A 19,468-nucleotide genomic window follows, 5' to 3' on the forward strand; every position below is an offset into this window, starting at 1 on the left:
CAATAAAGCTTGGGTTAAAAGATAGGAATAATGTCAATTCTTTCCGGTGGTATCAAGAACACGGAAAGAGTTTCGTATTTTTGTAACCTAAGTTTTTAAGTAAAAAATATAGATGGAATTACAACTTAAACGTCCTTTGGCTTTTTTCGATTTAGAGACCACGGGGGTAAATATTTCAGTAGATCGGATTGTTGAGATCGCGATCTTAAAAGTGTTGCCAAGTGGAGAGGAGCAGGTATTAACGATGCGTATCAATCCAGAAATGCCTATACCAGCAGAGTCTTCCATGTTCCACGGTATTTATGACGAAGATGTGAAAGATCTTCCTCCTTTTAAGGAGAAAGCGGCAGAGATTGCTGCTTTTATTGGAGATGCTGATTTAGCGGGATATAATTCCAATAAATTTGATATCCCGATGCTTATGGAAGAATTCATCCGCGCGCGCGTTGAGTTTTCTTTGACCGGTAGAGCTTTTGTAGATGTACAAAATATTTTCCATCAAATGGAACAGCGGACGCTAAAAGCGGCGTATCGATTCTATTGTAATGAGAACTTAGATAATGCGCATACGGCAGAAGCTGATGTTCGTGCGACATATGAAGTGTTGAAGGCACAGCTGACAAAATACGAAGGAGTGGCTTATGAAGACAAGCACGGAAATGTTACAACCCCAGTTGTAAATGATGTGGAAGCTTTGCATAAATTTACCAACTTAAGTAATCCGGTTGATTTTGCCGGCCGTCTAGTCTTTGATGCTGACGGTGATGCAACAATTAATTTTGGTAAACATAAAGGGAAGAAGGTTACCCATGTGTTTGAAGTGGAACCTAGCTATTACGCTTGGATGCAGAATGGAGACTTCCCATTGTATACGAAAAAAGTATTGGAGCAGTTGTGGAACGAACACCGTAGCCAGAAAAGGGATGCGCAACAGCAAGAGCGTGCGGCGGTGAACAAAGTAAAAGTACAACAAACGAAGGTAAGTGAACCGGCAAAGCCTATTACATCAGATATGCTAAAGAACTTACAGGGTAAATTTGGAAAATAACAATTATAAAAATAAAATGACTAATCAGGCAGAAATGGAGCACTTACAGTGCGTTATTATTGGTTCAGGACCGGCAGGATATACGGCTGCAATTTACGCAGCACGTGCAGATCTGAAACCGGTGGTATATACAGGGATTGTTCCCGGAGGTCAGTTGACACAAACCACAGAAGTAGATAATTTCCCTGGATATCCACAAGGTATTACAGGACCAATTATGATGGAAGACCTGAAAGCGCAAGCAGAGCGCTTTGGTACGGATGTTCGTTTTGGATATGCGACGAAAGTTGAGTTTTCAAAAGATGGCGGTACGCATAAAGTAGAGATTGATGGTACGAAATGGGTGAGTGCAGAAACGGTTATTATCGCAACTGGAGCAACTGCAAAATGGTTGGGTTTACCGTCTGAAGAGAAGTATAATGGTTTTGGTGTTTCGGCTTGTGCGGTATGTGATGGTTTCTTTTTCAAAGGACAAGATGTAGCGATCGTAGGGGCAGGTGATACCGCCGCAGAAGAAGCAACTTATTTAGCTAAATTGTGTAGAAAAGTTTACATGGTGGTACGTAAGGATGAATTTAAAGCATCTAAAGCGATGGTACACCGTGTTCAAAATACAGCGAACATTGAAGTACTTTTCAATACCGAGACCGAAGAGATCTTAGGTGGTGAACAAGGGGTGAATGCCGTACGCGTCGTGAATAACCAAACAAAGGAAACACGTGTATTGGATGTTGCAGGTTTCTTCGTTGCTATTGGACATAAGCCGAATACGGAGTTGTTCCAAGGCGTATTGGATATGGATGAAACAGGTTACTTGGTTACAAAATCTGACAGTACGGCTACGAATATTCCAGGTGTTTTTGCATGTGGTGACGTGCAAGATCATATCTATCGTCAGGCTATTACAGCTGCTGGAACGGGATGTATGGCTGCACTGGAGGCGGAACGCTACTTAGCAGCTAAAGAAAGTGGCGAATAAGTAAAACTTTGGGCTGGTTTTATCCAGCTATCTTGATACTGAAAGGGAGTTCCTGCGATTTGCAGGAACTCCTTTTTTGTTTTTTTGCTATCGCTTGGAACGCATCGGCTTTAGGCCTAAGTTGGTCAGCATTTGCTTATCCTCTGACACGCCTGGATTAGGCGTTACCAGTAATGTTTCCCGTTCACCCGTAAAAATAGAGTTTGCTCCAGCCATAAAGCACCACGCTTGTTCGGTCTCCGTCATCTCGATACGGCCAGCGCTTAGGCGGACCATAGAGGCGGGCATCGCAATCCGAGCTGTTGCCACCATGCGCACCATTTCCCATATATCTATTTTCGGATTATTCTCCAATGGCGTTCCTTTTACCCGCGCTAAAGCGTTGATAGGAACCGACTCCGGATGCGTTTCCATATTGGCCAACGTCAGCAACATAGACATCCGATCTTCAGCAGTTTCGCCCAAACCAATAATTCCGCCCGAACAAACGGTCATCCCGGCTTTTCGGACATGCTTTATCGTATCGAGTCGATGATCAAAAGAACGCGTAGATATGATCTCTTTGTAATATTCTTCGGACGTGTCGAGGTTATGATTATAGGCATGGACACCCGCTTCATGCAGGCGCTGTGCCTGTTGCTCGGTTAGCATACCCAGGGTACAACAAACCTCCATGCCGAGATTATTTACACCTTTTACCATATCGATAATACGATCAAAATCTCGGTTGTCCCGTACTTCCCGCCAGGCCGCAGCCATGCAGAATCGCGAAGAGCCTGCATCTTTTGCTTTTTGCGCATGTGCAATCACCGTGTCCGTTGGCAGGAGAGCCTGAACGCTGATATCGGTATGGTAGCGTGCCGCTTGCCCACAATACGAACAATCCTCCGGACAGCCGCCCGTCTTCACCGATAGTAAGGTCGATATCTGTATTTCATCGGCTTTGTGCCAAGTACGGTGTATAGTAGCCGCTTCATATATGAGATCCAATAACGGACGTTCGTAAATTGCTAATAGTTCGGGTTTTGTCCAGTCGTGACGCAATGTTCCTGTATTATTCATGTTCTTTGTTGTTTTTATAGAGGTATAATCCGAGGACGGTTTTCCCTTTCTGAAACTTTTGAAACGCCTTATTTTCTGAATAAGTCAATATGTCTCTACACCATTCCCTGCGTAGATGGTGATTGTGGAGGATAATAGTAAATATATCTTTCATTGAAATGCTTTTGACAAAAATATCAAGCATTCCGGTAGGGGGGATACTCCAGTTTTTATATACTGATTAGTCCGGTCTTGTCGATCCTTACTTCTTATGCAAGCAAGAAAGATGCAAATTTTAAATATTTCTCTTAAAGAAAGGTGCGGAGAAAGGAAATATGAAAACGTTGACTGCAAAAAGTGAGGAATCTTTGCAGTCAACGTTCATTTGTTTAATAGCCAAACACAGATATTTCAGCTAAATGTGTTGTTTGTGCCGTTGTGTGTCCCGATTTCATAACCAGCTTCACACCTTTTAGATACTGTGGTGTAATAGGGTAAAATTGAGGTCCTAATTCCGCGGCCTCAGTTACAAGATTTTCACCTATAAGCTTCCACGTCGTTCCATCTGTTGTTCCATAGAGATCAAAAATTTTAAACCAAGTGTTGTTGGCCGCTTGCCGCTTATGCAAAGAAATTTTTGTTGTATACAACTCTTTTGGAAAAACAATAGATGCTTCGTGTGGGTAGACAGCAGCTACAGCGCTATATTTAGAGTGCCAATACGTTGCCAGGTTATTATCTATTAATGCAGATGCCAATCCGGTGTTTTCTCCTGGGTGTTCGGATGATGCAGTCGCTACCCAACCAGTTTTAGGATGTTCTTTTTCGTTTACCGCTGCCACAAATTCTACGCGTGTTACACCATTAGCAAACTTGTATCCCGAATTGTTGCTAACTTTAAATACAATTAGATATTGTTTGTCAAGAGCAAAGGCATCTGAATTATATGTAAGAGTTGAATAGTTGGAATTAATCTTCCCTGAAGGAATCTTAATGCTGGGGTTATCCAACGAATAACTCCCTGCTGGAAATTTCAAGAAAGGGGCAAGTCCCGTCTGTTCTCTTACATTATTAATACTATCAAAGGCTGTTTGGTCCACTTCAATATTTATATCGATATCAGATGCTGGAACACCTAGTCCCCCATAGTTCACGGCAATTTGAGTTGTACGATTTCCATTATGAGGGAAAACAGTTAAGTTTTGACGACCATTAATTCCTTTTTGAAGCGTTAGTAGTGCATTCGTTTTGTCATCTGAGGATTTTTCGTAATCCTTTGGTTCTTTTTTACAGGAATAAGCTGAAAAGAGGAGAACCAATATAAGTAACTTTAATATATTTTTCATAATTAATATCCTGGTGCTTGAACAAGTTGTTTGTTTCGATCCATTTCCATTTGGTGCCATGGCAAGAAATAAAAACGATTATGCCATTCTCTTCTTATTACAGCATTTACGCGTGTATGAAATTGTGGACTATTAAGCGCTGTTCCTGCATTCATATCCATACCAGTATATGTTCCTCCTTGTTTGTAACCCGGTGTATTGACGAGTTTCCATCGACGAACATCGTAGTAGCGTTTGCCTTCATAACATAGTTCAATCCTTCTTTCTAAACGTATTTCGTGTCTGATTTGTTCCTGATTTAGGCCAGCTTCTAGGGCAGGAATACCACCTCTCACTCGTACAAGATTTATATACTTGAGTATATCTGGATTTCCAGGATTTGATTCGTTTAACGCTTCTGCATAATTTAGATATAGTTCTGATAGACGAATTAACATACCTGGACGTGCCGTGCTACTTGCAGGACTAATACTAAATGTTGGATGTAAGTTTTTCCGTGCGGTATAGCCTGTTTTTGGCCAATCTCGTGGAGCGCCATTTTTTCCTGAGTTACCCGTAGGGTAGAATTCTACTCGAGTCATACCTGCTTTGGGAGCGCCGGGTATAACGGACCCGTTAAAGGTTACATATGCATAAAATCTAGCTTCTCTGTTGGCATACATATTATTAGTTTGTGCTACATAATATGTATTGCCGCTCGTTGCGTATGTGGTTTCGCTGTACATAGAGCTCTGTGTGATATCTAAACCGTCTTTCATACGGAAATCGTCAACAAGTTCTTGAAATACAGCCATTCCATTATATGCTGTCCCGTTTACGGCACGCGGTGCGGAGTGAGACTCCCATTGATGTCTGTTTATAGATGGACGAATCCAAATTCCTTCTGTTCGCCAACCATCCCAGAAAACATTCCGTACAGATAAAAATGCAGCGGTAAATGGATCAGCATCATTTACTTTATATAATTTTTTTCCGTTACTTTCAGCAATGTCTATTGCCTCTTTTGCTTCTTTGGCGGCAACAACCCATTTGTTGGCATCGTAAGTTTGGTTGATCAGCTGTTTACCATCCAAGTTTCTAAAGGATGCCAATTCGGAATTTCCATTATATAGCGGACTAGCAGAAAATAGCGTAATTTCCGATTGTACAGCATCAACAATCATTTTATTGATTCGGCCAACCTCATTTTCAATAAGATTAGTCGATCCAGAAATATAATAATCATTAGGCAGGTCAGCTTTTGCTTCCTCCATCTGCGCCATTACGAATGTTACACATTCATCCCAAGAGCTACGTGGGATTTGGAGGTCCGTTGTAATCGTAGCGGACTCCAACGGCATAATAACAATAGGGCCATGAAGTTTCATCAATTGCCAATAATAAAATGCGCGTAAAAACTTTGCTTCTGCTTTATATTGTTTTATACGCTCAGCTCCTCCTTCTTGTAATAAAAGCTCGGTACTTCTGTCGACATTTTCTAAGAAAATGGCACATTGTCTGATCTTATTGTAAAAAGAAGTGTATTTGCTAGGAACATTATCTGGCGATACGGCCCCCGAGTTATAGTTGTTTAACCAAGCGTCAACCCAGTTCGAGGCATCAATTTCGTCCGTTATTGCAGAGAAGTAATGTGTATACGGTTGGTTCCATATATCAGGGATCTCAGAAAATAGACCTCCCCAATAATTCTCAGTTTGTGCTCGGTTTGAAAATATGGTTTCAATATTGAGTTGATTGTCTGGTTGTTCATTGAAGAAGTCGTCATTACAGCCAACACTGAAAAGTAACGAACTAGCTAGAGCTGCTCTCCAAGTATATCTTATAAATAAATTTTTATTTCTCATTTTAATTAAAGTTTAATCTTACACCAGCATTGAAAACTCTTGTATTGGGGTAAGTGACACCACGACCATCACCAATTTCTGGATCCCAGTGTTTCCATTTTGAAATAGTGAATAAGTTAAATCCATTGACAAAAAGTCTTAGTTTCTTTATTTTTAGTCGATTAAGTAAATCTTTGTCCGTAAAGTTGTAACCGATTTCGGCTTGTTTTAGGCGTAAGTAATCCGAACGCTTTATCCACCAGGTACTTGTCTGATAGTTTGTTGTAATAGTTTCTGAAGTTGACATACGTGGATAAAATGTTTCCTTATCTGGATTGTTTGGATCCCATCTGTCGACTGCTGTTTGATATAAGTTTCCATAGGTTGGCCCATTCTGGAATGGATTTACAGCAAAACCATTACTGTAGTTAAGATCCACCATACCAGCTCCTTGAAAGAATAAACTTAGATCAAAACCTTTATATCCTCCGCCTAACGTTAAACCATAGATGATTGCCGGAACATCCCCGTAGCCAATAGCTGTTTGGTCATTTGAGTTGATAACACCATCACCATTTAGATCTTTATAGCGAATATCACCAACCCTAACATCTCCTGCTTGTACGGCTGCGTTAGCAATTTCCTCATCTGTTTTAAACAAACCGGTTGCTATATACCCAAACCTTTGTGAAATACGGTGACCATCTCGGTCTAGATAAGCGTGGCGCCATGGTGGAAGATTGTCTTTTACGGCTTCATTTATGTTGTAGTTAAAAGTACCTCGAGCCATAATGAAGCTTTTTTCAAATTTCTTGTTATATTCCAAGGTCAAATCAATACCACGATTTTTTGTTTGCCCAATGTTTAAGAATGGGAGGTTCCCTGAGGTAAACCCTGAATTATATGGGAGTTGCAAGTCTCTCAGTAAGATGTCTTTACGATCTTCTTTAAAGAGCTCCGTAATTAATTGAAGTTCATTGTTTAAGAAGTTTAATTCGATACCTAGATTATGTCGATAAGAAGTCTCCCAGCTTACTGGCGAGCCAATCAAAGTCTCGTTATATCCCGTGAAGGTTCTTGTTGAACCAGGTGAGCCGAAAGTATATTCTCCAGATGTTCCGAATTGTGACAGGTATAAGAAACGAAAATTAGAATTTTGCAAACTTGCGTTTCCTGAGGTTCCGTAAGAATAGCGTAATTTAAAGTGATTAACTACTTCTTTTAACGGTTCGAAGAAACGCTCGTTCGAAACATTCCATCCTAAACCAACAGACGAAAACAGACCAAATCTATTGTTAGGGTCAAAGTTGTCCGAACCCGAATAGGAGAAGTTTGCTTCCATAAGGTAACGCTTATCATAAGCATATGTAGCTCGGCCTACCAAATTTCGTTGTCTGTATGGTATTACTTCTATATAGGTATCAGCATCTCTCCATCCATCCGAATAATCAGATTGATTAAATAGTAATAGCCCGCCAACTTCATGTTGACCAAACGTACGACCGTAATTCAACGAGGATTCTAGGTATAGTCTTCTTTTTGAAAATCTAGTGAAAAGAAAACTAAGACTTTCTGTTCCCTCCCTGGTCAAACGCGTAAGTAGATTTCCGTTAGCATCTCTGCCTTCCGCGAAATATCCCGGTAGAACACGCCCGCGATGAAGATTGTTTTCAAAGTTTACATCAAATGCGAACATTCCAGATAGACTTAGCCCTTGGGTCAGGAAATCTAACTGCTGGGTAACCTTCAGATTTGAACGTATAGCATTCTCATAGGTGTTCTGAATACCGGACTGCGTCATTGCTTGGTAGGGGTTTATAGTCGTACCAGCAAGATATGGCCACTGTCCATTTGAATAACGTACAGGAGTGATGTGTGGAGCAAATTGTGTTGCTAAAGAAAAGATCGCATTGTCACCCGCATTTGGTCTATTGTAGTTCATCAAGAAACCGTTGATTCCAAATGCTACTTTTGTTGTTTTTGTTAGGTTTATATTTAAGTTACTCGTGAAGTTAAAACGATCTCGTTTTAATTCGGAATTGTATGTGTCAATATCTTCCGTCTTAAATTGGCCTGTCTCCGAATAATATCCCAATGATAGATAATACTGTGCAATGTCTGCTCCTCCCGTAACATTTAGATTCGCTCTATTATTAGAACCGTAATCTTTAAATAAGACATCATACCAATTTACATTTGGATATAAATCAGGATCTTCCCCACTAATATGTTTCTGAATTGTCTCTTCTGAATAGAACGGTAATTTACCGCGCATGGTTTGACCTTCATTGTATAACCTCATAAAAGTAGGCGCATCTACAAATTTGGGAATGTAGGTAAATGCGGTCATACCTCTTTGTACTTCAGCTGAAATTTGTGGAATACCAGCCTTTCCCTTTCTAGTCGTTATGATAATTACACCATTTGCACCTCGTGTTCCATATACCGCAGTTGCCGTGGCGTCTTTCAACACGGTAAAGCTCTCTATATCTTCAGGGTCGATATTATTGATATCTCGGTCGGGTACACCATCGACAACAAGTAAGGGCGTTTGCGGTGATGAGGCAAAGGTACCTACCCCACGAACGAATAGATCTGCACCAGTCGATGTAGGGCCCCCACCTCTCTGCGTGGCTACAATCCCTGCTAGGCGACCAGCAATTGCTGTCGATAGATTGGCTACAGGAACTTTTAGTTCTTCACGCTTTATCGTAGCTTGTGCACCAACGGTACTTTCTTTCTTTTGTGTACCAAAGCCTACGACTACAACTTCCTCGATACCTGCTAAATCTTCTTCAAGGATAATAGTAATATCCTTTTCGCTATCAATTGGTTTTTCCTGTGTCGAGAAGCCAACCAAAGAAAACTGTAGAATTGCGCCTTTAGGAGCTTTTAGAACAAATCGTCCATTCGCATCCGTACTGGTGCCAAGTTTGGTATTGCCCTTAACCGAAATAGTTACCCCTTGTAAAGGCTCGTTATTGGATGAGGTCACTAAACCAGTAATTAGTTGGTCTTGTTGAAAAAGAGTGCTCTTGACACTTGATAGAGTCGTATTAGCGGCCGATACGTTATTGGGTTGTGTTAATAAAGTGCATCCGAGCACCATTACTAGACAACTACTTTTGTACAACTTTCGACATAATAATGACTCAATTTTCATTTCGAAATTGGGTCTAATCATTAGTTAATAATTTACTTAGTTAGTGGTTAAAATCAGTTTTCTTGTCCATCTAAAATAATACATTAGGACACAGGGACAAATCAAATGAGCAAAGCAATCGATTGTTTAAATAGCGCAATCGATTGTTTTTTTTACACCAAATTGGCTTTGTAACAAAATTGTAACAAATGTTGTAAATAAGAATTCTGTTTATTGCTTCTCTTTCGAAGTGGAGACGCTCCATCTCGGTTTTGGAAAGAAGAAATAGAGCGTCAAATATCATTGTATTTCTATGGAATGTTTAAGGCTATTTTACAAAAACTGATTTTAATTTTTAATTGATTTGCTTCTTCTTTTCGAATTTTATTAAAAAGGTAAAATTGTTTGTTTGTTCCTGAAATCAATCGTTTGTTTTGATAAAAACATATTTTTCTAAAAACACATAAACTACTGATTTACAGATTTTTAAAAATGATGTTACAACTTTTTCTACGGAAACGTTTGCGTAAAATTGCGCAAACGTTTTCGTTACACTTATAGTTTTTATTCGCTTTTCTTTTACTTAAAATTGAAGCAGTTTGAGTGCTCAACCAGCCTTCTACTAACCAGATAACTTTTACTAACCATAAAGTTTATTATTTATATTATGATAAGAAAACAGTACTCATTTATTTGTGCGTTCATTTTATGCTTTCTTAGTATCGATGCAACCGCTTTTGAGAGCTCGAAGTCTGTTGCGCTACTTATCCAGGTCGATACAACCGAGCAGGAACTATCCCCTGAGATTGCCGATAGTCTGATGAGAAGTATGAGCACGCTGGCGCAGCGCAAAGGCGTTGCTGACTCCGTGGACATCAAAGTGATGAACCTAAATCCCTTTATTAGTGGCGCCCAATATGTCAAGGGATATGTAAACAGCGTGTATGTACAGGAAAACTCAGGCGAACCGGGGAGCTTAAAAAATATGGTTTGGCGCGGACTTTCTAGTCCTTTGTTTTCCAATCGTGATTTAAATGGAGTACAACCAACCATTTTTGTCAACGGAATTCCGATGGGACAAGAAAATAACTTTGCTTTCAATGTGCAACGTTATAATTATCGTAAGATAGGTCCTGAAACAGATCTGTTTACAAAAATCGATTTGAATGCAGTAAAATCAATCGAGATTATTAAAGATCCGCTTCAATTAGCTGAACTAGGACCATTAGCCGCTAATGGAGCTATATGGATCGTAACCCATAGTGGTAAATCGGGACAGCGTGAATTGAGTGTTAACAGCTACTATGGCTTTAGTCAAAAACCATCTATTACACCGGTGAACGCAGAATATGAAAACATGTTTCGCCAACCTTTTTATGCTAAACATGGCGATTTAGAGGATCGTTTGAAATATCCGGGCTATCTCGCAGACTCCACGAACATCAATTATTATGGTCCCTCCAATTGGCAAGACCTGTATTACAAAAATAGTTCCCTGTATGCGCTAGACATGAGTCTTACAGGCGGTACAGAGCGTGCTAATTTTAGTTTTTTTGGAGGCCATAAACGAAATGGAGCTGTAGCGGATGATACAAATATTAAAACCTATCATGCGCTTTTTAGCGTAAATATGGCTCCGTTCGAATGGTTCACCGTATCTGCTTTTGTCGATGCTAATAAGTCGGAAAGAAAAAGAAACCGAAGCTTGCGAGATCAATTTGCCGAAACGGCTTACTTACCAGACCTTTCTACTCCTCTATCCCCAAATAGAGAAATATATGCCTATTACCTTGATGAATACGGTAAGTCTTTAAATAACAACACATTAAATAGCGTGTATGGATATTTGAATTTTAAATTTAGAATTCTAAAAAATCTATCCTATTCTTCGAAATTGTCTATTGATTATACCGAAGGTATCCGGGATATCTTCTGGCCGTCTACCTTGATGGAGGGAAGCAATTATGTGTCGAATTACTTTGGATACACACAACGCTTGATTTTTTCTAATAGCTTAAATTATCTCGTACCACTCAAGGAAAAGCAAAACCTGAATTTTTCACTTTCTAGTGAATATCTGATGGATCTTTATCGATTTAACTACGCCAAAGCTTATGATGGGCCAAATGATTTCGTGAAAATCAATGTGGTTAACGGTAAAACCGACGACGCTGATTATTTAGAGCCAAAAGGTGGTATTCATGTATATCGTTGGAACAATAAGGACCAATACCGGATGCAGTCTTTTTTTGGTACGGCAAAATATAGCTATGGACAAATTTTAGATGCGTCTTTGTTGCTTCGACTAGATGGGGCATCGACGATGCAGCCGGATAGCCGTTGGTTATTTACACCTGCTGCGAATATTAAATGGAATTTAAAAGAGCATTTGCTGAAAGATACAGAGATTTTGTCTGCCTTGAAAGTTGATTTAGGTGCAGCGCGCATTGCACGCCCTGTGTCTGGATCTCGCTATGCGACGGGTCCGCAGTATTCCTCTAATATGGGCTGGAGCACGGAGCCTGGCTTGGTTTCATTTAACGGTATTGCAGGCATCTCCAGACCATATAATACAGGTTGGATTGGATATGGTATCGATTGGCCCTACTCGGATCAGTTAAACTTATCGGTGGCTTCAGATTGGTTCGAAAACCGTCTTTCTGTCGGGGTTTCTATATACAATAAAGACGATAAAAATCAACTTACGCTTGTGCCTATTCCTAGCGAATATGGTTATGTGGGACAACATTTAAACGGTTTATCCGTTCGCAACCGCGGGGTTGAACTTTATGTTGGGGCACACGTGCTACCGAAAAAAAGTACTCTACAATGGCACACGTCTGTAAACCTTTCGGCAAATAAAAATACATTACGTGCTTTGCCTAATGGTCTAGATGAATTGATTGTTGGAGACCGTAAATTACAAGTAGGGAAGCCGGTTGATCAGTTTTGGCTGTATCAAAATGAAGGAATTTATAATAGCGAAGCTGAAATTCCGGTACAGAATGGACGTAAAATGGCGTTTGAAGGAATTTACCTAAATGTATCGGACCCGAAATGGAAAGATGTAAATGGTGATTTCAACATCGATAACAACGATAAGGTGATGACAGGACAGGCTTCACCAAAGATTTTTGGTGCATGGAATAATCAGATTAGTTATAAGAATTTTGACCTATCGTTTCAGTTGTATTTTGCCGCGGGTCATAAGCTTTTAAATAATAGAGCAGCATCACGCTACGATTTCATCAATAATGAAAGTAATAACAGTATTCAATCTGTACGTGAAATTTATCACTGGCAACAAGATCTAGATATCAGTAAATATCCCATCTATAATCCATGGAGTAGTGTTGTTCCTTATCGTGTCGAACAAGACTTGTTCCTAGAGAATGCTAGTTTCTTAAAGCTTCGTACGTTAACGCTAGGTTATGACTTAGCACGTATTGAAGGGGCTCAGAATACTTTTAGATCCTTACGTAGAGCATACATCTATTTGTCAGGTACGAATTTACATACCTGGACGAAGTTCTCTGGAGGAGATCCAGAGCTTGTAGAGTTCAATGGATACTATACAGGCTATGGACTTCCTTTAGCACCAACTTATACACTAGGCCTTAAACTTGATCTATAGATTTTTTAACTAACCAAGATGAAAAGATTAATACGTTATACATTGCTTTCTGTGATGGTAAGTACCGCGGTGGTATTTACCTCCTGTGAAAAGCAATTGGACCAAAAAGCTGCTGACGTTGCCTCGGAGCAGTTGCAGTGGCAAAGTATCTCGGATACTAAAGCCGGGTTGATGGGGATCTATGGACTGATGCGCGCGGCTTTATATGAAGAAAATGGACACTGGATTTATGGGGATTTACGTGCTGGTGATTTCCATTCGTATACGCGGGCTGATTTAGATGCTATTCATGAGCACGACCTAAAAGCTTCTTACCCCTTAATGAAAACATTGACGAACTGGCGCCGCTTTTATGCGGTAATCAATGCGGCGTCGCTCTTTATAGAACGTGCTCCTGAAGTTTTAGAAAAAGATAAACGGTATACAGAAATTAACTTGAAATGGGATGTTGCGCAAGCCCGGGCGATACGTGCCTTCATGTATTTTTATATGACTCGTATTTGGGGCGATCTACCGCTATTACGCAGCTCATTTGATAACGGTGAGTTTTTAGAAAGACCTAAAAACAGTGTCGCCACGATCTTAGACTATGCGGAGAGTGAGCTCCTAAAGGCCGCAGAGGACTTGCCGTATGTGTATAGTCTAGGAACACAAGAGTATTATAACGAAGGTTTTGGGGTGTGGTATGGTGCCTTATTTAATAAGATTACGGCCTATAGTCTGCTCTCGCATGTAGCTGTCTGGGGACAACGTTATATACAGGCTGATGCATACTCTAAGTTTGTGCTGGATAATTATGCACGGATCGGTGTTTCGTACTCTTCCATTGATGTCTTGACCGGATCAAACGGGATCTTTTCTCAACAATATGCTTACGGTCGGATTTTGGGAATCGTTGCTCCATTCTCCTTGAGTGAGGCAACCGTAACGGGGCATATTGAAGATCTAACGCTAGCAGAACCATTGGTGTACAAAAAACACCCCGCATTGTATGTGCCTAAGGACACAATTATTTCCCTGTTCCCAGAACCGAATGATACACGTTTTGGTATTGATACAATTTCTGGATTAACACGTACAAATTATTTTACCAATTATAGCGGGGAGGTGCCCATCTTCAGTAAGATTAAAGTGCTGCGCGACGGTGGAGTATCAAATCCTTCTTATGCTGTTTATGGGTCTACATTGCTTTTCACGCGGCTAGAGGAAATGACTTTATTACGTGCTGAAATTTTGGCGGTACTAAAGCAAGATGCGGAAGCTACACGTCTTTTGAATGTCGTGAAGACTGGACGTAAAATGAAAGGATATACGGACGCCTCCTCCGAGGACTTACTGACGGCCATCTTTCAAGAAAGAAGAAGAGAGCTGATGGGTGAAGGTTGGCGCTGGTATGACTTGGTGCGTTACAACCGACTGCGTGGAGCTGATCCTAAAATCAAAGAGATGATCGAGAAAGAAGGAATCTACTGGCCTATTGCGCAGGAGGTGTTGAACAACAATAAGAAATTGGAGCAAAACGCTTTTTGGAAATAACCATTTAGAAGCACAATTATGAAAAGAACAGCTTATTATATAACCACGTTAATCATGCTACTGGTAGCCTTCACGGCATGTACCAAAGGAGATAACTATTACTACGATTATCAAAACAAAACACAGACCTTCGACGGTACGATTTTACAATATATTGAATCGCAACCAACGGTCTTTGACTCCTTGGTTCTGGTGCTTGATCGCCTGCCGACATTACGTCAAACACTAGGGGATGAAAGTAAAAATTTAACCTTGTTTGCTGTCACCAACCGGAGCTTTGAGATTGCGATTAGCGCAATGAACAACGCGCGTGCACTATCGGGTAAAAGACCGATGTACTTGGAAGATCTTGATCAGGTAGAACTCGACTCAATAACTTCCCGATACATATTGCCGAAAGCCTATGATACAGAGTTTTTAGCTCCTTTCGATGAAGGGCAAACTGTTGAAAGCTTTGGGTTTGCATATAAAATGCATATGCTTTATACGGTAACAGACGCTTCGGGGCTAGTAAATGGTGGTCAGCAACAAATTGCATTTAGTGATGTCAACAACTCGATTTTTCAGCGTTATTGGAAAACAATTAATACCTCTGCCGTAAACTTGAAAACAAAAAATGGCGTGATCCATACGCTCAGTTCAGGACATGACTTTGGCTTTAACAAATTAACCAACAAATTCTCCCAAACAGATGAAGATCAATAAGCTTAAAAACAATAGACTATTCCTGGGGTATATCATTGCATTGATGATCGTAACAGGATGTAAAAAATATATCCCGGAAAATAGAGACTCCCTGGGAGACGAAGTAGATTACTCGGTCAAAGAGTTGACACCAACGCTTGGGAGAAAAACGATATACGAAAACGCAGCGTATGTGGGAACCAATACCTCGCAGCCGTTGAACTTTTCGTTGGTGAATGTGCGGACAACGAAAGGAGAACCGGCTACGGTATTGTTGGATAAGTTTCCCGTGAAAGTGTGGACCAAGGCTTACTTGGGAAATGAAAAGTCATTGGCAGAGATTGAGGCTAAACGGAAAATTGAATATCGTCCGATGTTGGAAATTGGCAAAAACTCGGGAAATCTGATGTTTTGGGATAGTGGGAATTCGAATATCGTAAATACCGTTCCTGATTCCGGTTATGTTTTCGATGTACAGGTAGAGAACTCAGGAGGACGCAAGTTTATCCGTAACTTGAAGTTGAAGCCTTACAAGGAGCGCCCTTATATGCCTTCAATTTACGACCCGGTGACAGGTGTGGCATTGAATTCATTTGTATTCCCTACACGTACCGTTAATCTTTATGGGGAGCGTGAATTGATTTATTCGTCTACGGTACCTGTGTATTTTCGAAAAGATATCGACAATAAAGAACCCGGTAGTTCTTTGACATTCAGTTTTATTGATTCGTTGAATAATCCCGTGGATCCCATGCTGTTTAACATGACCGATTGGGACAATTTAGTACATGGGTTCGATAGAAAGCTGGTAAACCATAAAATGGTCTATAAAGTAGCGTATCCAATGCCGTTGATTACGAAGCCAACACGCTATACTACGGATGATGGGAATCTAGCAGATGTTGCCTTCCGCTACCATAGGGTCGGTTTTGGAGGTTTCCGTCAGGAGTCAGAAATACGTTTGCAGTTCGCCATTTTTGAAGAGGGACACTGGGAAATCCAATTTAGATTTAGAGGAGAAACACCAAAGTTTGCGGACGAAAAATAAGACCAATTAAGAGAAAAATTATGAAAAAAATATATAGTATTTTACTGGTGCTATTCCTTCTCAGTATACAAGGGGTGTATGCTCAAGTTAGTATATCGGGGAAAGTGCAGGACAAAAACGGGCCTGTACAGGGAGCAACCGTTTTCTTGGCATCATCGGGACGCGCTTTAACTTCTACAGATGGGGATGGAACGTTTAAGGCTTCTGTGCCTGCGAAATCAGTTCTGATTTTCAAAGCTATGGGTTTCCAGGAACAACGCCTCACGATTCAGGAAGGACGTACCTCCTATACAGTTACCCTGACGACAGATGATCGTGTGATCGATGGTGCAGTGGTTGTCGGTTATCAAAAGCGTAAGGCTGAAACGTTGACAGGTTCGGCCGTGGTCATTAGCGGTAAGGAGATACAGGATATTCCGGCGGCAAGCTTTACGGATCTTTTACAGGGTAAAGTGGCGGGTTTAAATATCCAGTTGAACAACGGAACACCAGGGATGCGCGGTTCAATGGCTATCCGTGGAGTGTCTAACATCAATGTCCAAGGTTCTGGAAACGATGCGTTCCTGACGCCAACGTCACCTTTGTTTGTAATCGATGGGGTGCCTCTGGATGAAAATACAGGCTATGAATATGGTTTCCAATCAGCATCACCAGGCATCAGTCCGTTGTCCTTGATCCCGTCAGAAGATATTCAGGATATCGTGGTACTTAAAGATGCGCAAGCGACGGCTCTTTACGGTTCCAGAGGTGCGTATGGGGTTATTTTGGTAACCACAAAGCGTGGTAACTCCGTCGTGCCAATCGTACAATATACTTCTCAATTTTTTGTGAACACCGTGCCGCGCTTACGTGATGTGATCGGTGGAGCAGCAGAACGTCGCCTACGGGTATGGCAAATTATGCAGTACGACTCTACGTATGTTGCTGCGATGAAACGCGTAAATGACACACCATTTTTGGCGGATAGTTTAAATGCCTACTACAATAACTCTACGGATTGGCAAGGATGGTTTTACAGAAATACACTGAATCATTCGCAGAACGTTAACGTATCGGGTGGTAATCAAAAGTTCAACTATAAGCTAAATGGTGGTTTCTATCAAGAGAAAGGGATTATCCAGAATACAGGTTTTAATCGCTATACCTTACAGACGAATATGCAATATAGGCCAAGTCCGAAGTTTATGATGTCGGCTAACATCAATACCAGTTTGGGGAAAAATAGTGTGGGTAGTGGTAACGCCTTTTCACAATCGGGGGTAGGACAGGCTGCCAATACTTCATCGCTCATGCCTTCACCGTCTTTTTCATCCTCAAGTAATGCGGCCCTCGCTGCACTGACCATAGAGGATGACAACAAAACGGCCAATGTGGTCAATCAGGTAGAATTACAGTACCAGCCTATTGAAGGGATTACGGCGACCACAACGCTGCAATATAATTACAATTTTTCAACCAAGGATCGTTACTTGCCTGAAGCACTGAATGCCAACAGCTCGGAAGTGTATTCCTACAATGATCGTAGAACCAAGTTGTACAACCGGACCATGCTTTCTTTTACGAAGACATTTGCCGAGAAACACAATGTCTTGCTTTTTGGTTTCACGGAGGTGGAGTTTAACTCCTTCCGTGCGGATGCAATGCGGATGCGAGGAACACCGAGCGACCAAATAACAGTAGGCTTAGGGTACGATACCCGTAACTCACGAGGTGGTACGCTGAACAATATTTCGGAAGGTCGATTACTTAGTTATTCTGGGGCATTGAACTACAACTTTGACTCGCGTTATGTTGCTGAGTTTACGTATCGGATTGATGGTTCGTCGGCCACGGGAAATATTAACCCTTGGTCGCATAACCCTTCTTTGGGTCTCCGTTGGAACTTTAAAGAAGAATCTTTTATGCAAGATATTGATTGGTTATCCTATGGTTGGGTACGTGGAAGCTGGGGTAAGAACATCTCTCCTGGAGCAAGTGTGTATGATGTATATGGTCGCTATACCAGTGGTGGAACGTATAACAATAGACCTTCTACGGAGCTGGGTATGAAGACAGCTCCAAATATCGAATTGTTACCCACAAAAACTACCCAGTTAGGAGGGGCTTTGGAATTAGGGTTTTTCAACAGTCAGTTACAGCTTGTTTATGAAAATTACTATAAGCAAACAGATCAGCAGTTACGAACTAAAAAAATTGCCAATCACAATGCCTTTCAGGAGGTTATGACGAATGAAACGGCGATGGTGAACATGGGACATGAGTTTATGCTGACCTATCGCCCTAAATTCAGTACTAAAGATTGGGATTTCAGCATTAGTGCGAATGGTGCTATTAATAGAGATTACGTGACTTCTTTACCTGATGGGGTACGCCAGCTTACGGAAGTAGATCCGAACGTCACCAATTTAACGACCCTGTTTCGCCTGGGGCTAAATTCGCGTACAAATGTCTTGCTGCATTATAAAGGTGTATATAAATCGGATGAGGATGTCCCAGTAAACCCGCTGACGGGCTTACGCTACCGCTCTGGAAAAGCAACTAACGAGGAAGCTTTCTTCCGTGCAGGTGACCCGATATGGACGGATATCAATGGAGATTATATTTTGGATGAAAACGATTTTGTGTATGTAGGAAATTCATTGCCTTTATTTACGGGTGGTTTTAGTTCTTTCTTCCGCTATAAGGAGTGGGCAATAAACACGCAGTTTGTGTATAGCATAAAACGGGATATCCTGAACAATGCATTAGCCGATCGCTTCCGAAATTATTCTAACCCATCAAACCAAGGAGAGGATGAGAATCCAGGCGCATTGGTACCATTAGATCAATACGACGTGTGGCGGATGGTTGGTGATGATGCATATTTCCCAAATCCATTTGATTTTACGCGTAATAGTTTTTACAACCCATACCGTTACGATCAAACCTTGTTTATGGAGGATGGTTCCTACGTGAAGTTTCAGACGGCTACGCTGTCCTACAACTTTGATCGGGAGAAGTTTATCAGAAGGTTCGGTATTAGTTCCTTACGCCTCTTTTTTACCGCAAACAATATCATAACATTTTCGCGTTACTCCGGACCAGATCCTGAGCTCGTAACGAGTATGGGGCGTGATTCATCCAACGGTTATCCGAACAGAAGAAGTTATACATTGGGCTTAAATATTCAGTTTTAACACGAACAGTC

11 protein-coding genes are annotated in these 19,468 nt (G+C 41.1%); 7 read left to right on the forward strand and 4 right to left on the reverse strand.

Annotated elements, in window-relative coordinates; translation table 11 throughout:
• The first annotated feature begins 112 nt into the window (after positions 1 to 112).
• Together E2P86_RS04300 and trxB are read left to right on the forward strand one after the other, a co-directional pair.
• A complete protein-coding gene (locus tag E2P86_RS04300; protein ID WP_085474473.1) occupies positions 113 to 1,048 on the forward strand; it encodes a 3'-5' exonuclease in 936 nt (311 codons plus the stop codon).
• Between the two features lie 16 nt (positions 1,049 to 1,064).
• Positions 1,065 to 2,027, forward strand: coding sequence for a thioredoxin-disulfide reductase (gene trxB / locus E2P86_RS04305; protein WP_134431040.1), 963 nt, complete (start codon positions 1,065 to 1,067; stop codon positions 2,025 to 2,027).
• An 87-nt stretch (positions 2,028 to 2,114) separates the two neighbouring features.
• Here the strand turns inward: trxB and bioB are convergent, their stop codons facing one another.
• The 4 genes from bioB to E2P86_RS04325 form a co-directional block, all read right to left on the reverse strand.
• Complete coding sequence (gene bioB, locus E2P86_RS04310) at positions 2,115 to 3,089, reverse strand: biotin synthase BioB (protein WP_134431043.1); 975 nt, start codon at positions 3,087 to 3,089, stop codon at positions 2,115 to 2,117.
• Between the two features lie 368 nt (positions 3,090 to 3,457).
• Entirely contained in the window at positions 3,458 to 4,414 is a 957-nt protein-coding gene (locus E2P86_RS04315) for a BT_3987 domain-containing protein (protein ID WP_166785142.1), read from the reverse strand.
• Positions 4,415 to 4,416: 2 nt separating this feature from the next.
• A complete protein-coding gene (locus E2P86_RS04320; protein WP_134431049.1) occupies positions 4,417 to 6,258 on the reverse strand; it encodes a RagB/SusD family nutrient uptake outer membrane protein in 1,842 nt (613 codons plus the stop codon).
• A 1-nt stretch (position 6,259) separates the two neighbouring features.
• Positions 6,260 to 9,400 (reverse strand): SusC/RagA family TonB-linked outer membrane protein, encoded by a 3,141-nt coding sequence (locus tag E2P86_RS04325; RefSeq protein WP_166785143.1) that lies wholly within the window; start codon positions 9,398 to 9,400, stop codon positions 6,260 to 6,262.
• Positions 9,401 to 10,046: 646 nt separating this feature from the next.
• Here E2P86_RS04325 and E2P86_RS04330 point away from each other — a divergent pair.
• Genes E2P86_RS04330 through E2P86_RS04350 form a run of 5 tightly spaced genes read left to right on the forward strand, consistent with a single transcriptional unit; the run spans position 10,047 to position 19,457 of the window.
• Positions 10,047 to 13,013, forward strand: coding sequence for a SusC/RagA family TonB-linked outer membrane protein (locus E2P86_RS04330; RefSeq protein WP_134431054.1), 2,967 nt, complete (start codon positions 10,047 to 10,049; stop codon positions 13,011 to 13,013).
• 18 nt (positions 13,014 to 13,031) lie between these two features.
• Complete coding sequence (locus E2P86_RS04335) at positions 13,032 to 14,549, forward strand: RagB/SusD family nutrient uptake outer membrane protein (protein ID WP_134431057.1); 1,518 nt, start codon at positions 13,032 to 13,034, stop codon at positions 14,547 to 14,549.
• 18 nt (positions 14,550 to 14,567) lie between these two features.
• The gene (locus E2P86_RS04340; RefSeq protein ID WP_134431060.1) at positions 14,568 to 15,254 is read left to right on the forward strand and encodes a fasciclin domain-containing protein; all 687 of its coding nucleotides are present in this window, start codon (positions 14,568 to 14,570) and stop codon (positions 15,252 to 15,254) included.
• A complete protein-coding gene (locus E2P86_RS04345; RefSeq protein ID WP_134431063.1) occupies positions 15,241 to 16,281 on the forward strand; it encodes a DUF5007 domain-containing protein in 1,041 nt (346 codons plus the stop codon). The genes E2P86_RS04340 and E2P86_RS04345 overlap by 14 nt, the downstream gene beginning before the upstream one ends.
• Positions 16,282 to 16,301: 20 nt before the next feature.
• Positions 16,302 to 19,457 carry a SusC/RagA family TonB-linked outer membrane protein gene (locus tag E2P86_RS04350; protein WP_134431066.1) on the forward strand — a complete coding sequence of 1,052 codons (3,156 nt, stop codon included), beginning with the start codon at positions 16,302 to 16,304 and terminating at the stop codon, positions 19,455 to 19,457.
• Positions 19,458 to 19,468 lie beyond the last annotated feature (11 nt).

It is taken from the genome of Sphingobacterium psychroaquaticum, assembly GCF_004421025.1.
Taxonomy (GTDB): Bacteria; Bacteroidota; Bacteroidia; order Sphingobacteriales; family Sphingobacteriaceae; genus Sphingobacterium; species Sphingobacterium psychroaquaticum.